15 protein-coding genes are annotated in these 14,900 nt (G+C 42.8%); 6 read left to right on the plus strand and 9 right to left on the minus strand.

From position 1 onward, the window contains the following. On the plus strand, positions 1-595 hold a 595-nt coding region (locus CAG60_RS09515; RefSeq protein ID WP_161438816.1), incomplete at its 5' end, for a YccT family protein. A gap of 11 nt (positions 596-606) precedes the next feature. After that, positions 607-1,023 carry a Cu(I)-responsive transcriptional regulator gene (gene cueR / locus CAG60_RS09520; RefSeq protein ID WP_161438823.1) on the plus strand — a complete coding sequence of 139 codons (417 nt, stop codon included), beginning with the start codon at positions 607-609 and terminating at the stop codon, positions 1,021-1,023. Between the two features lie 130 nt (positions 1,024-1,153). Here cueR and CAG60_RS09525 read toward each other — a convergent pair whose 3' ends face one another. The 5 genes from CAG60_RS09525 to CAG60_RS09545 all read right to left on the minus strand — a co-directional run bounded on the left by CAG60_RS09525 (position 1,154) and on the right by CAG60_RS09545 (position 5,931). Continuing rightward, on the minus strand, positions 1,154-1,621 hold the full coding sequence (locus CAG60_RS09525) for an NfeD family protein (protein WP_161438817.1): 468 nt from the start codon (positions 1,619-1,621) through the stop codon (positions 1,154-1,156). Positions 1,622-1,624: 3 nt separating this feature from the next. Continuing rightward, on the minus strand, positions 1,625-2,548 hold the full coding sequence (locus CAG60_RS09530) for an SPFH domain-containing protein (protein WP_004395700.1): 924 nt from the start codon (positions 2,546-2,548) through the stop codon (positions 1,625-1,627). A gap of 257 nt (positions 2,549-2,805) precedes the next feature. Continuing rightward, the gene (locus tag CAG60_RS09535) at positions 2,806-3,660 is read right to left on the minus strand and encodes a co-chaperone YbbN (protein WP_154168728.1); all 855 of its coding nucleotides are present in this window, start codon (positions 3,658-3,660) and stop codon (positions 2,806-2,808) included. Positions 3,661-4,180: 520 nt separating this feature from the next. After that, positions 4,181-5,008 (minus strand): SDR family oxidoreductase, encoded by an 828-nt coding sequence (locus CAG60_RS09540; RefSeq protein WP_161438818.1) that lies wholly within the window; start codon positions 5,006-5,008, stop codon positions 4,181-4,183. Positions 5,009-5,019: 11 nt separating this feature from the next. Next, complete coding sequence (locus tag CAG60_RS09545; RefSeq protein WP_161438819.1) at positions 5,020-5,931, minus strand: TIGR01777 family oxidoreductase; 912 nt, start codon at positions 5,929-5,931, stop codon at positions 5,020-5,022. Between the two features lie 277 nt (positions 5,932-6,208). Between CAG60_RS09545 and yfcE the strand changes: the two genes are divergently transcribed. After that, positions 6,209-6,760 carry a phosphodiesterase gene (gene yfcE / locus CAG60_RS09550; RefSeq protein WP_154168722.1) on the plus strand — a complete coding sequence of 184 codons (552 nt, stop codon included), beginning with the start codon at positions 6,209-6,211 and terminating at the stop codon, positions 6,758-6,760. A 32-nt stretch (positions 6,761-6,792) separates the two neighbouring features. Here the strand turns inward: yfcE and CAG60_RS09555 are convergent, their stop codons facing one another. The 3 genes from CAG60_RS09555 to CAG60_RS09565 are packed head-to-tail and all read right to left on the minus strand — an operon-like array spanning position 6,793 to position 8,504. Next, complete coding sequence (locus tag CAG60_RS09555; RefSeq protein ID WP_161438820.1) at positions 6,793-7,068, minus strand: SelT/SelW/SelH family protein; 276 nt, start codon at positions 7,066-7,068, stop codon at positions 6,793-6,795. A 38-nt stretch (positions 7,069-7,106) separates the two neighbouring features. Then, positions 7,107-7,637, minus strand: a complete 531-nt coding sequence (locus CAG60_RS09560) for a regulatory protein ToxS (RefSeq protein ID WP_154168718.1) — start codon at positions 7,635-7,637, stop codon at positions 7,107-7,109. Positions 7,638-7,646: 9 nt separating this feature from the next. Continuing rightward, positions 7,647-8,504: a winged helix-turn-helix domain-containing protein gene (locus tag CAG60_RS09565; protein WP_161438821.1), complete on the minus strand. Its 858-nt coding sequence runs from the start codon at positions 8,502-8,504 to the stop codon at positions 7,647-7,649. A 401-nt stretch (positions 8,505-8,905) separates the two neighbouring features. On the opposite strand from CAG60_RS09565, the gene htpG reads away from it, so the two are divergent. From htpG to hemH, 3 genes are all read left to right on the plus strand, one after another. Next, positions 8,906-10,810, plus strand: coding sequence for a molecular chaperone HtpG (htpG, locus tag CAG60_RS09570; RefSeq protein ID WP_154168714.1), 1,905 nt, complete (start codon positions 8,906-8,908; stop codon positions 10,808-10,810). A gap of 437 nt (positions 10,811-11,247) precedes the next feature. After that, positions 11,248-11,892, plus strand: a complete 645-nt coding sequence (gene adk / locus CAG60_RS09575; protein ID WP_004395694.1) for an adenylate kinase — start codon at positions 11,248-11,250, stop codon at positions 11,890-11,892. Between the two features lie 134 nt (positions 11,893-12,026). Beyond that, positions 12,027-12,989 (plus strand): ferrochelatase, encoded by a 963-nt coding sequence (hemH, locus tag CAG60_RS09580; RefSeq protein ID WP_161438822.1) that lies wholly within the window; start codon positions 12,027-12,029, stop codon positions 12,987-12,989. Between the two features lie 185 nt (positions 12,990-13,174). Here hemH and dtpA read toward each other — a convergent pair whose 3' ends face one another. Then, positions 13,175-14,662 (minus strand): dipeptide/tripeptide permease DtpA, encoded by a 1,488-nt coding sequence (gene dtpA / locus CAG60_RS09585; protein ID WP_161426048.1) that lies wholly within the window; start codon positions 14,660-14,662, stop codon positions 13,175-13,177. Between the last annotated feature and the right edge of the window lie 238 nt (positions 14,663-14,900).

Raw genomic sequence — 14,900 nt, forward strand, 5'->3', positions numbered from 1 at the left:
TGCCTACACAGCTCAAGCTGATGTAATAGTAAATATCGATAGGGATTTACAATTGTTGGCCATTAACGGTGAAGAGTTAACCGGAAGTTTTGGTCATACGCCTCAGGTGACGTTAGGTGATGGCATCAATCAGTTGGTATTTCGAGCAGAAAAAGTGATTCATATGGGAGGAAATAAAAATAAATACAAATCGCCTGCTATAGTAGTAAAAATAGTAGCGAATAATTCTCAGTTATTAGTCCAACCCAGTATTAATATCAGAGATGAAACTATGTCAAAGGAGTTTGATCGCAATCCTGGTGTGACTGTCATTAGTCAACAAGGAAAAGTCGAGTATACTCAAGATGTACTACTAAGCCGTGGAATGGGCTTGTTTAGAGATTATGAAAAAGAACTAGTTAGGTTTAATCAATCTAATAGTGTTGCTGCTGTCAGTTTGCGTAAACAATCAGTACAAAATACGCCACACGGAACTGAAGGCTATCAATATAATGTTGAAACATCTAAGGTAGAGCAATTGAAAGTTCATTTTTCTCAGCTTAAATTGTCCGATGAAGAGAAAAAAGCGTTTCTTTCTTGGGTAGTAAGCCAATAATTAAAAATATGATGAATATCAGCCAAATTGCTAAATTAACAGGATTAAGTGTCAAATCGATTCGTTTATATGAAGAAAAAGGTTTGATCACTGTGCCATTACGATCTACAAGTGGTTACCGAACTTACACACCACAGCATATCGATGATTTGTTATTAATTGCTCGCTGTCGGCGAGTCGGTTTTAGTTTGGATGAGTGTAAAGCCATGCTCACACTGGCCAATGATCCACAGCGCACGCGCGCAGCAGTGCGTGCGCGAGCACAAGAAAAGTTGCAGGAAGTCTCGAGTAAACTGAACGAACTCACCTTGATTAAGCAGCAGCTTGAAGAGTGGGTTGCATCTTGCCCCGGTGATGAAGGGCACGATTGTCCGATCATTGAAGAGTTGAAGGGGTGTTGTAAATATGTAGACGATAAGGCCCGTTAGATTCTTATCGTTTTTCTACTGTTTACTTCTTGACTTGAAGCTACAGCAGCGTTGATTACGTAGATTTACCTTAATCACACATTCATAGAGAGAGTGAGAGCTATCTTTCGCTCTCACTCAAGGCAGGAGCTTACTTTTCTAAAGGTTGATAAGGTTTAATTTTAAGCGTAATCCCATCAAGCCCGATAACCTCTACCATAGATTCAGCAGCGATATCTTGATCACTGATCGCTGACCACGTGCTATCCCCCAGTTGTAATCGAGTGACGACTTGCGCTTTTACGGGTTCAGTGAGCAATAGTCGCCGTCCAATTAACTGTTTCTCTTTCTGATTTAGCGAGCGTTGAGCATCGTCATATCGATCCGATTTAAATTGGCGACGCCACCAGAGCCAAGTTGTTAATAGTACAAAGCTGGCAAACGCCATCCACTGCAACTGCCATCCCATGGGGATGAGCAGCATAATCAGACCAACCAAAAGAGCAGACAGGCCAAGCCATAAGAAGTAGCCTGCCGTTCCTAACAGTTCAACGGCTAATAAGGCCAGCCCTAAGGCTAACCAATGCCAGTAATTAAATTGAGCGAGCCATTCAATCAAGCGTTATCCCTTTTTATCTGCTGAATGTTTGAACATTTCTGCGACCCCAGCAATAGACCCCATCAAGCCGGTTGCTTCCAGTGGCAGCATAATGATTTTGCTGTTTTCTGCTTGGCCAATAGATTTTAGAGCGTCGGTATAGCCTTGAGCAATAAAGTAATTGACGGCTTGCATATCCCCTTTAGCAATAGCTTCAGAAACCATGCTAGTGGCTTTCGCTTCTGCTTCTGCGGCGCGTTCACGAGCCTCTGCTTGTAAAATTGCCGCTTGCTTATCACCTTCGGCTTTAAGAATTTCGGACTGTTTTTGACCTTCGGCGCGTAAAATTTGTGCTTGGCGAACCCCTTCCGCCTCCAAGACTTCTGCGCGTTTATTCCGCTCGGCTTTCATCTGTGCATTCATCGCAGCCGTCAGATCGGCAGGGGGTTGAACGTCTTTGATTTCAATACGAGTGATTTTTACGCCCCAAGGATTGGTCGCTTGGTCAAGGATGGTTAGTAATTTTGTATTAATCATATCCCGTTGACTGAGCATTTCATCCAGCTCCATTGAACCAAGCACTGTACGCATATTGGTTAATGTCAGGTTACGAATGGCGTGCTCTAAATCCGTTACTTCATAAGCGGCTTTGGCTGCATCAATAACCTGAACAAAACAGACGGCATCGATGACGACACTGGCGTTGTCTTTGCTGATCACTTCTTGAGCTGGAATGTCAAGCACTCGTTCCATCATATTGATACGGCTTCCAACTTTATCAACAAATGGAACAATGATGTTTAAGCCGGGGCGGAGTGTGTGGGTGTAACGACCGAAACGTTCTACCGTCCAGTTATTACCTTGAGTGACGGTTTTTACTGCCGACATAATAAATACAATGGCGACGAAGACAAACACGCCGATTGTAATCAATGAATCAATAGCCATGACGTTCCCTTTGAGTAATAGACCTTATGACAACGCTTTACGTTGTTTAGGTACCAATAAAAAATCCAAAAATCATTGTGTATCAGAATGCTTGAATAGGCAATCATCAGCATGAAAAACTGAGGGCTAATGAGAATTTATCGTTGAATAATGACAGGGGAAAAATTGAGGGGTAATACACGGGAGAAAAGAGAGAAACCACATCACTAATTCAACGCTACCTTTTAGCTAAGATAGCGTTGTGAGTCAGTTGGAGATTAATAGAGCTGAGAGTAAAGTTGTCGGCGATAACGGGCGGCGATGGGATTCCCCTGACCTAATGCGCTTAAAATATCCATAAACGTTTTTTTCATTTCGCCATCTAATAGCGTTAGATCATCTTTTAGAAAGCGCCAGAGTAGTTCAAGAGCCTCTTCATCTCGTTGCACTTGATGGTACTGAGAGGCTAATTCATTAGCCATCGTCGCGTTGTTACTATTTTGCGCTAACGCCGCTTCTAATTCTTTTATTGCTGGGCTTTCTGCTGCTTGTTCATACAATTCAATTTGTGCCAATAAACGTTTGTAATCGCTTTGTTGATATTGCAACGGAATGTTATCCAACAGCGTTTTTGCTTCGGAAAAACGACGAGTAGCAATAAAACAGTCTGCTAATGCGAGTTTAACCTCACCTTGATTTTTCCATGTTTCGCTGAGTTCAAGGAGTAACGGTAACGCCTGAGTATAGTCTTGCTGCTTAACGAGTTGTAATGCAGTTTGAACGGTACGCTCTTCTTGGCTAGGTAAGTGTTTATCGAGCATATCGATGATGGCACTGAGTGGTTGCGGCCCACCTAATCCATCCACCGGCTGACCATTAATAAATAATGCAATGGTTGGTAATGCCTGAATACCAAACTGAGCAGCGAGAGCTTGCTCTTGTTGACAATTTAACGTCGCTAATTGAAAGGCACCCGCGTATTGCTGAGCGAGTTGTTGCAATTCAGGAAGTAGTTGAGCACTTTCATCACTGATGGGGGCCCAAAAGTAAAACAGCACGGGTTGCTGAGCCGAGTTGGCCAATATTTCCTGAAAATTGTGTTGAGACACATCACTATGATGAATTGGGTGCATGATCATTCCTTATTGCATTGAGGCATTGTTACACAAATGGGGGATAAAAAAGCAAAACTCAAGGCTGATTGATGACTTGAAAGAGAAAGTGTTTTTCACTCACGCATAAAAAAACCACCGAAGTGGTTTTTCTGTCAAAGCAAACAAAGGTGCTAAAAAAGGATCAGCAGTGCCAAAACAATCGTGACACCGAGCCAATTCCATTGATTTAATGTCATTTGGGTCATACTCAATGCCTTCCTTGGATGATAGCAGCAGAGGGTATCAGCCTATCACCTAGGATATATTTAGAAGAATAACCCCTTCCTACTTGAAGCAGTAGTGGTGTTGGCTACGTTCGTTCACCCCAATCATAGAGTCTATCTATGCACATGGGGACTCACTCACTTGCCGCTTACCTGCAACTCCAAGTTGTTTGGGTATACTCAGTGTTTGGTGTTGTACCATGATTGATATCTTATTTCGTGATATCACCTGAGCATGATCAGTATGGCAAACCAATATGACGAATCAATGACAGCTAAGCCGCTTTGCTGAGTAATTTATCTAATACTCGCCCAGGTAAGAGTCTTTTCAAGAGTGCAAACACTTTCGTTGGTACGGTCACTCGGTAGCGAAGCTTGGGGTGTTTGGCTTCTAAAGCATGCAATATCGGCGCTAAACACGCTTCAGCAGACAGAGCAAAAGGATGGTTTGATTGTGCATTTTCCAAGCGGGCTAACTGAGTCTGATAAGCTTGGCGGTGAAGAGAATGTTCAATATTGATCCAGCGTTTAAAGGCGGTTAATGCATTAGCTCGAAACTCAGTGTTAATCGGTCCTGGTTCAAGCAAACTAATATGAATATTGCTCGCTTGGAGCTCTAAACGCAATGTATCTGTCCATCCTTCAATCGCAAATTTAGACGCATTGTAAGCGCCACGATACTTCATCGCAGCAAAGCCTAAAATGGAGCTGTTTTGAATGATTCGTCCATGCCCTTGTTGACGAAAGTGCGGAAGCAATAAGGTTGTTAATGTATGCCAGCCAAAAAAATTGGTTTCAAATTGAGCGCGTAATGCTGCAGTTGATAGGTCTTCTAGCGCGCCAGGTTGCCCATAAGCGCCATTATTGAATAGAGCGTAAAGTTGATGATTTGAAAGCTCGAGTGCTGCTTTTACTCCCTGATGAATACTCTGTTCATCGCTGAGATCCAACTGAATACAAGTAACCCCTTCTTGCTGTAAGCGCTTGACATCATCGATGTGCCGGCAAGAAGCGATGACATGATAGCCACGTTGTTTCAGCGCTAGAGCCGCCATATAGCCAATACCTGTTGAGCAACCTGTGATGAGGATCGAGCGAGTCATAATGAATCCAATTAATGGTGATGTGATAATAGCTGTTTTAACGCCGGTTCAAGTCGTGGAAAATTAAATTTAAAGCCTAACTCTGTCAATTTCTTTGGTTTCGCACGCAAGCTATCAAACAGTAATTCGCTCGCCTCACCAAGCAGCAGTTTGATCGCCCATCGTGGAGTGGTTAATAAATGAGGCTTTCGGAGGCTCGCGGCGAGAGTTTGACTAAAGACCGCATTGGTAACGGGGTGTGGAGCACACATATTGAAAGCGCCTTGAGCATGTTCGGTTTCCAACAGAAAAATGATTGCCCGTACCATATCACTAATATGGACCCATGGCATATACTGGGTACCACGGCCAATCGGCCCACCTAATCCTAGGCGATAGGGAGGGAGCATTTTCTTTAATGCACCGCCTTCAGGCGATAAGACGATTCCTGTTCGCATCAAGCAAACTCGCGTTCTGGATGATTGGGCGCGCATCGCTGTTTGTTCCCAAACGGCACAGATGTGATGAGAAAATTGTTGGCTTTGCACTTGCAAACTTTCGTCGAAGGGATGTTCGTGTTGATCGCCATAATACCCCACTGCAGAGCCACTAAGAAAAAGAGTTGGTGGAGTGGTACTCGCATGGATCAATTCAACCAACTGCTCGGTTAGCTGCCAACGACTTTGGCAAATACGCTGTTTTTGTTTGTCAGTCCAGCGTTTATCGGCGATGGGTTCTCCTGCTAAATTAATTACCGCATCGAAGTGATTAAGATCATGCAATTGATTAATATCACTAATGAACGAGATCTTAGTGTTAGCGTGGGCAAGTTTTCGCTGTGCCTTAGCGATATCTCGTGTGAGGATGACGATATCGTGAGTGATTAATTGTTTGATCAGCTCACGACCAATTAAACCAGTGGCACCAGTGATAAAAATGTTCATTTTGCCTCCTTGCATGGGTAATGTATTAAGCAAACAAACGCTTAATCAGCTTATGTGTATCTCTCTTGGTGTTCAAGCTTTTCTCTTGTCTGTGGTCATTCCGTGGAGGAAGTGTCACTCTCAACACAAAGATTGACGAAGATGACGTAGGTTATGAAAAAACGTACAATAAAATTCTTTACATACTCAATAGGCCGTCACCATTGACGAGTCGAGATTGACAGAGGATGTTATGTTTGTCGCTATGGACGACCGGATTTGAGAGAGGGGAGAGATAATGAAACTGTTCTTTGCTTCAGACTTACATGGTGCTTTGCCTGCAGCCGAAAAAATGTTACAGCAATTTACCCAGTCTGGAGCGAATACGCTGATTTTATTGGGTGATTTATTAAATCACGGTCCGAGAAACCCTATTCCTGAAGGGTATAACCCTCCCGCGGTAGCCGAAAAATTAAATGACTACGCTAAACAAATTATTGCGGTGCGGGGGAATTGCGATAGCGAAGTGGATCAAATGTTATTGGATTTTCCAATCATGAGTGACTTTGCGTGGGTATTATTGCCCTCAGGACAGCGATTGTTTCTTACTCATGGCCATCTCTATGATGAGCAGACTCTGCCGCCTTTATCGATAGGTGACATTGTTGTTCATGGTCATACTCATCTTGTACGAGCAGAGCGATGCGGCAATCATTTTGTATTAAACCCTGGTTCGGTGACGTTTCCCCGATCTCAGGCCGTCGCCAGTTTTGCTGTCTTAGATGGCTTTTGTTTCACTGTCTATGGCTTTGAGGGAGAAACCTTAGCATCGCTTGATCTTTCACAATAATATTTTTTCTAAGTCATGTTGAGCGCTATTCGTTAGCGGTCAATATGACCGAGATCGCGTTGTGGATCGATAATGTCTCGTACCCGTTGTTTCAATATTTTGGCTTCTGGGAAGCCATTATTCCTTTTTCGTTCCCAAATTGAGTGTTGGTTGCAAAAGATCTCAAAACGTCCACCGGTATCGGGATGTAAAGAGACCATGTCAATCTCTTCACTGAATGTCTGCAAGAGCTCTTGGCTTAGCCAGGACGCTCTCAACATCCACTGGCATTGCCGGCAATAATAAATATCAATGTTTACTTTTTTCATAGGCAACTAATGGGCAACTCATGATGTAGAAGTGGTGACTATCCATTACCAAACAGTACCGTTGAACCATGGCTCAAGCTAGTGAGTAGTAAGGTTTTCTTATTAATGATATCAATCCTTCGGCTCTGTTGAGCGTCCATCTTAAACAGTTGAGTGATTAACTGTAGTTGCTTGGGCGTAAAATCTTTACTGTAAGACGATGAGATATCTTTAAATTCCGTCGGTGATACGAGAAGGTAGTTATCACTGATGCTCCACTCCCCAGACTCAGAAATATTGATGATATTATCCGGTCGGTCGGTTGATGAAGGTTCAATAGAATATAATTTGACTCTTGAAACCCGCAGGTAAGTGCCATTTGGCAGATATTTTACGTTTGAAGAGACGTCAACACGATGCAGAGGTCCGACCGCGTCATTAGGTTGAGTGGTTTCGATTAAGGTCACCATTTTTGATTGCCACTCACGTGACATCAACACATTGTCTAACTTCGTTTCATTCGTCCAATAGATCCAACTACTGACAACCGTTGAGATAAGCAATAAAAATGCAGAGATTTGTTTGGTCATCGTTGTTCCTTACTGGCACACTTTATCGGTGTCATCTGGGTTAGCAAAAATCCGCAAAGTAATATTTTCCCCAGAAAATTGAGGTAAGTGGATATAGTTCAGGATCAGTTGACCATTATCACCACCCGTCGCGATCACTTCTTTAAGGATCATATCATCAGAGCGCATCGAGTGATGCCTTTTGATGCACGATTTGATTAGAGGTAGCCATGTGCTCAGGTCTGGGTGATTGATGGGCGCGCTGATCACGACATCATTGACCACGGCCAGTTGACGAAATTGTGAAGAAGACGGTGAACTAAAAAACAGTACCATGATGGGTAATAAGACAGCACACACTAACATCGCCAGTGAGCGAAGATCCGATAAGCGTTTCGCAGAAACCGCATCTTTGCTGCTCATGAATGTATTGTTAGATTTGCCTGTGAGATCAGTATGCCTCTCTCCTGAAAAGGCGCTCTCGTCTTGGTTAGTGGCGCTATTTTCTAACTCGATCTCTGGCTCAGCAATGACCGGTTCGGGCGGAACAATTGGCTCAACGCTAGCAATAAACTGATAACCACGTTTGGGCACCGTTTTAATGAACAACGGGAGTTTTGTTGAGTCCTTAAGCATTTTTCTTAGCGTAGAAATTGCTTGAGTCAAGCTGGAATCATCGACTTCAAAGCCTTGTTCTCGCCATACATAATTATGTAAGTCATCACGAGAAATAATTTGGTTAGGATGTTGAACAAACATAGAGAGAATACGACTCTCATTGCTACCGAGACGCGTCTCTTCTTCTCCGGTTTGATCGACCAATAAGTTTGATGTCGAGTCAAAAATAAACCGATTGGCAAGAATGAATTTGCTAGCTAAATTGCTCATTGAGTTCTTCTTTTTAATGGTTGTTACTCAAAATGGCCAAGTTCTGTCGCGCTTGGGGTTTTACTGCCCTAGTTTGGTATTATTCGATCATATTTGTCGTCAGCAACACGCTCATCATCGATGAAACAACAATCTTTTACTGTTGTTTATCACTGCGAACTCATCGTGCTAACAGTTTTGAGTGGTATCAATGACAGACTTTTTTCATTAACCTGATCGAAATTTTTAAGGGTGAAACCTAAAACCAGTAGAGGATAATCAAAAAAAATCCAAAAAACAGTGTTTTTATGTTTTTTGACCTTGAATTTACATTGCCAAGCCACATGTTAATAGCAAATCTATGTTCTTCCTACCCATTTTAGTGTGATGGATAGGGTTTGATATGATGTTACGGAGCTAAAATGAGCGAGACGACAACCAACAACAAAGAAACACGTGGTTTTCAATCTGAAGTAAAGCAATTGCTTCATTTGATGATTCATTCTTTATACTCCAACAAAGAGATCTTCCTACGCGAGTTGATTTCTAACGCCTCTGATGCGGCCGATAAACTGCGTTTCCAAGCGTTATCCAACCCTGATTGGTATCAAGGTGATGCAGAATTAGGCGTCAAACTGTCGTTTGATGCTAAAGCCAATACGTTGACCATTTCAGACAACGGTATCGGTATGAGTCGTGAAGATGTGATTGAGCATTTGGGTACTATTGCGAAATCAGGCACGGCAGAGTTCTTCTCTAAACTTTCTCAAGAGCAGTCTAAAGACTCACAATTAATCGGCCAGTTTGGTGTTGGTTTCTACTCTGCGTTTATCGTCGCTGATGCAGTGACAGTGCGGACTCGCGCAGCAGGATTGGCGGCTGATCAAGCGGTACAATGGCACTCACAAGGAGAAGGTGAGTATACGGTTGAAACGATAGAGAAAGCTTCTCGTGGTACCGATATTGTTTTGCACATGCGTGACGAGGGGAAAGAGTTCTTATCTGAGTGGCGTTTACGAGAAATTATCTCTAAATACTCTGATCATATTGGCATTCCAGTTTACATTCAAACGTCGGTACGTGATGAGGAAGGGAAAGAGACGGGAGAAGTTAAGTGGGAACAAATTAACAAGGCTCAAGCCCTATGGACTCGCTCTAAATCTGACGTCAGTGATGAGGAGTATCAAGAGTTTTACAAGCATGTCTCCCATGATTTTGCCGACCCGTTGACTTGGAGCCATAACAAAGTTGAAGGGAAAAACGATTATACCAGCTTACTGTATATTCCGGCTAAAGCACCTTGGGATATGTACAATCGTGACCACAAACATGGCTTAAAACTGTACGTACAACGTGTCTTTATCATGGATGATGCTGAGCAGTTCATGCCATCTTACCTGCGTTTTGTTCGTGGATTAATCGACTCCAACGATTTACCGCTCAACGTCTCGCGAGAAATCTTGCAAGATAATAAAGTCACTCAATCGTTACGTAACGCTTGTACTAAGCGTGTGTTGACCATGCTTGAGCGTCTTGCCACCAACGACAGTGATAAGTACCAAACGTTTTGGAAAGAGTTTGGTCTCGTGATGAAAGAGGGGCCTGCTGAGGATTTTGCTAATCGTGAAAAAATCGCGGGATTGTTGCGTTTTGCTTCAACTCATGAAGAGTCCGCACAACAAAACGTGAGCTTAGCCGCGTATGTTGAGCGAATGAAAGAAGGTCAAGAGGTGATTTACTACTTGACGGCGGATAGCTATCTGGCCGCGAAAAACAGCCCTCACTTGGAGCAATTCAAGGCCAAAGGCATTGAAGTTATTCTGATGTACGATCGAATTGATGAGTGGTTGATGAACTACTTAACCGAATTTGATGGTAAATCTTTCCAATCTATTACCAAAGCTGGTTTGGATTTGAGTAAGTTTGACGATGAAGCTGAGAAAGAGAAACACAAAGAAACGGAGCAAGAGTTTCAAACGGTAGTTGAGCGTATCAAAACTTACTTAGGTTCAAGAGTGAAAGACGTTCGTACTACCTTTAAGCTTGCTTCAACGCCTGCTGTCGTAGTGACTGATGATGGCGAAATGGGTACGCAAATGGCTAAATTATTAGCCGCTGCGGGGCAAGCCGTACCGGAAGTGAAGTATATTTTTGAGATCAACCCAGAGCATAGCATGGTCAAACGCATGGCTGATGAAGCCGATGAGCAAGCGTTTGGTCAATGGGTGGAAGTCTTATTAGGCCAAGCGATGCTGGCTGAGCGTGGAGCAATGGAAGATCCGACTCAGTATGTTAAAGCGGTCAATGAGTTATTAACTCACGCATAACCCTATTTTTTACACGATAAAACCAAACTCGCCATCGTGCGAGTTTGGTTTTTATGAGGCTGTCTGCTTCAGCCAGTATTCAGGGCGATACATTTATTCTGTTCGTACTATGAAGTGGCGTGATTCTTTAGTCTTACTCTGCTCTTTTTGGTGGATTTTATGTTAGAATCACTCGCTTAAATGATTTGGCCATCTTGTGTGGTCTCATGCTTTTATGACCAGTTTTTATCTTATTATACCGAAACTTACCGTCTCTCAATTCCGTTAGGCTGTGAGCTTCGGTATATACCCAAACGACTTGAAGTTGCAGGTAGGCGGCAAGTGAGTGAATCACCATGAGCGTAGGCAAACGATGTGATTGGGGTAACGAACGTAGCCAACACCGCTGCAGCTTTAAGTAGAAAGGGTATAACACAATTTTCAAAAGAGGATTAAACATGCGCATCATTCTTCTCGGCGCTCCGGGTGCAGGTAAAGGCACACAGGCTCAATTCATCATGGAAAAATATGGTATTCCACAAATTTCTACTGGTGATATGCTACGTGCTGCTATCAAAGCGGGCACTGAGCTTGGTAAAAAAGCGAAATCAGTGATTGACGCTGGTCAGCTTGTTTCTGATGACATTATTCTAGGTCTGATTAAAGAGCGTATCGCTCAAGCTGATTGTGAAAAAGGTTTTTTACTGGATGGTTTTCCTCGCACAATTCCGCAAGCTGATGGTCTTAAAGCGATGGGAATAAACGTGGATTATGTGATTGAATTTGATGTTGCTGATGACGTGATTGTTGAGCGTATGGCTGGTCGTCGAGCACATCTTCCTTCTGGTCGTACTTATCATGCTATCTATAATCCACCTAAAGTCGCCGGTAAAGATGATGTTACGGGTGAAGATTTAGTAGTGCGTGATGATGATAAAGAAGAGACTGTACGTGCTCGCCTAAGTGTTTATCATGACCAAACAGCACCTTTGATCGAATACTACGGCAAAGAAGCGGCGGCTGGACATACTCAATATTTAAAATTTGATGGTACCAAGCAAGTTGCTGAAGTTAGTGCTGATATTGAAAAAGCGTTGGCATAATGTCACCTAGTTTTCAATTTGTTTAGGTTAACTAACGCATTGATCATAAAAGCGACCTTGACGGTCGCTTTTTTTAAACTTTTTGGTTGTTGTGACGTACTTACTATTCTCTGTGGACTGAATCAATGGAAGTTATGCAAACGAAAAAAAAACTTGGTGTATTGCTGGCTAATTTAGGCACGCCAGATGAACCGACGCCTAAAGCCGTCAAACGATTTTTAAGTCAGTTTTTACATGATCATCGTGTGGTTGATTTGACGCGTTGGATATGGTGTCCGCTACTCCATGGTGTCATTTTACCGTTACGCTCTCCTCGAGTCGCTAAGTTGTATCAATCGGTTTGGATGGATGAAGGATCGCCGTTATTGGTTTATTCAAAGCGGCAACAAGAGAAACTTCAACAGCGCCTTGATTATCCGGTTGAACTAGGAATGACGTATGGAAACCCAAGTTTACTGAGTGGTGTGCAAGCGTTACGAGATCAAGGCGTTGAAAAAATAATAGTGTTACCGCTTTATCCACAATATTCAGCAACTACGACAGCAGCGGTGTTTGATGGTTTAGCCAAAGCAATGAAAACGCAAAGGGTTCTACCGGAAATCGATTTTATTACCGATTATCATGACCATCCGTTATACATTCGTGCTTTAGCGGACAAAGTTCGCAGTTCGTGGAGTGAAAAAGGGCAAGGTGATGTATTGATTTGTTCTTATCATGGCATACCTAAACGTTATGCTGATAATGGCGATATTTACCCTCAACACTGTCAACAAACGACCCATTTACTCGCACAAGAATTAGGTTTGAGTGATCAACAAGTCATGATGACTTACCAATCGCAGTTCGGTAAAGAAGAGTGGTTACAGCCCTACACCGATAAAACTATGCAAGCTTTACCTTCGCAGGGGATGAAAAAGATCGATATTCTTTGCCCCGCATTTTCGGTTGATTGCTTAGAAACGTTGGAAGAAATTAGCGAAGAGAATAAACATCTTTTTCTTGAGGCTGGAGGTGAAGCTTTTAACTATATTGCTTGCCTTAATGATTCTGATCTGCACATTGAGATGATGGTTGATTTAATCCAAGCTCGTTATTAGGGCCGTTGTCTTACTGTGATAATGTTTCCGCTGGTGGTTAACAATGCAACCAAAGCCGTGCTGCTGTTGGCTCCAAAAAAAACGTTAATGCTGCAGCAAATAATAAAAAAGCCAAACGGTGATGTTTGGCTTTTTTAAATGAAGGTGACCTCTACAGCAAAGAGAGGCCGTATCGATTAACCGATTTATGCTTCAACGGGAGTTAGTGTTTCAATCTCGGTAGTGCTTTGACAAATTTTGCTTAGCATTGGCGCGATTAAAAAGGTTAAGATAGTGATACCTGCTGTGACATAACCAATTTTTCCAAACACGTCACCGTAAATAGCCAGTGATTCTTGCGCTGTGGTAATGTGTTCAGGGACAGAGGTTAAGCTAGCTACCCATCCTGCGGCAACAGCTGCTGCAGCTGAGGTTAAAAACCACATACCCATAGCAAAACCCATCATACGCTGTGGGACTAGTTGTGCCACCATCGCCAAGCCAAGTCCTGATACCAATAATTCACCGATCGACTGGAATAGATAGCTCATGACTAACCAGTTTGAACTGATGATCCCTTGGGTATTCGCAAAACTTGTCGACCAAGAAAGTACCAAGAAAGAAAGCGCGCATAATCCCATGCCAATGGCAAATTTAAACGGCATCGCTAAACGCTCACCTAACTTACCGTATAACATCGCCAGTATCGGACTTGCTAGCATGATCCAGAATGGGTTAAGAGCTTGGAACTGTTCTGGTTCAACTTGGAAACCGAATAGGCTTGGGCTAACGTTATGAATAGCAAAAAAGTTTAATGAAGTCGGCATCTGGAAGTAGAGCACGAAAAAAACCACGCCTTGCAGCATAAGAGCAAAGGCGACGAGCATTTTTTTACGTTCTAAGCCAGTCATTGAAAAAGTTTCTTTAAAATAGCAACCCAGAATGGTTAAGCCGGCTATGACCAAAATCATATGAGCTAAGAACAGGTTTTGTAAGAGATAACTAGAAATAAAGCTAGCGAGTACAGAGCCTAGGATAACCACCATTAATGAACGACGATTGACGGGTTTGAGATCGGCAGGTGAACCAACTTTTTTGAGCATTTTTAAGCACATCATAAAGTTGACTACCGTGATCGCTAGGCCAATTGCACTAACACCAAATGCCATACCATATCCCGCACGTTCAGCGACTATCGGGGTGATGATCATCGAAAAGAACGAGCCAAGGTTGATGGCCATATAGTACATCGTAAAGGCACCATCGAGTCGAGGATCGTTATCGGCATAAACCTTGGAGAGCAAACTTGATGGATTGGCTTTAAATAAACCATTACCAACAGTGATGAATCCCATCGCAATGTAAATCAGCGTTGGTCCTCCCCAATGGCCATCCGTTGTCGATAAACCTAATAACAGATAACCGACCATTAAGATGATTGCACCAAGCGTGATTGCACGCTTTGTACCAATAATCTTATCGCCAATCCAGCCACCAGCGGCAACAAATCCATAAACTAAAGCAGAGAATGCACCAAATAGAACAAATGAAGTTGACTCACTCATACCTAAGATTTTGACCATATATACCGTCAAAATTGCTTGCATTCCGTAGAAGCCAAATCGCTCCCAAAACTCAATTGAAAAAATCAAATAAAATGATTTAGGTTGCTTGAATATATTCAAGTCAGACATACCGCTCTTCCTGTAAGTGCCTCTCTGTTTGTCTTACCCCTCTTACAGATCGTTATCGTTAACCCTATCTGTAAGGGGGGTAGCGCAGAGATTATTAATGTAATTATTGTTATTCCCGAATAGCGACGGAAGCTTGTATGCCCTTTCTACTTGACGCTGCAGCGGTGTTGGTTACGTTCGTTCACCCAATCACATCGTTTGGCTATGCTCATGGGGATGAACTCACTTGCCGTCTATC

The sequence above is a fragment of the Vibrio sp. V33_P6A3T137 genome (genome assembly GCF_009904835.1).
In the GTDB taxonomy this organism is placed as follows: Bacteria; Pseudomonadota; Gammaproteobacteria; order Enterobacterales; family Vibrionaceae; genus Vibrio; species Vibrio metschnikovii.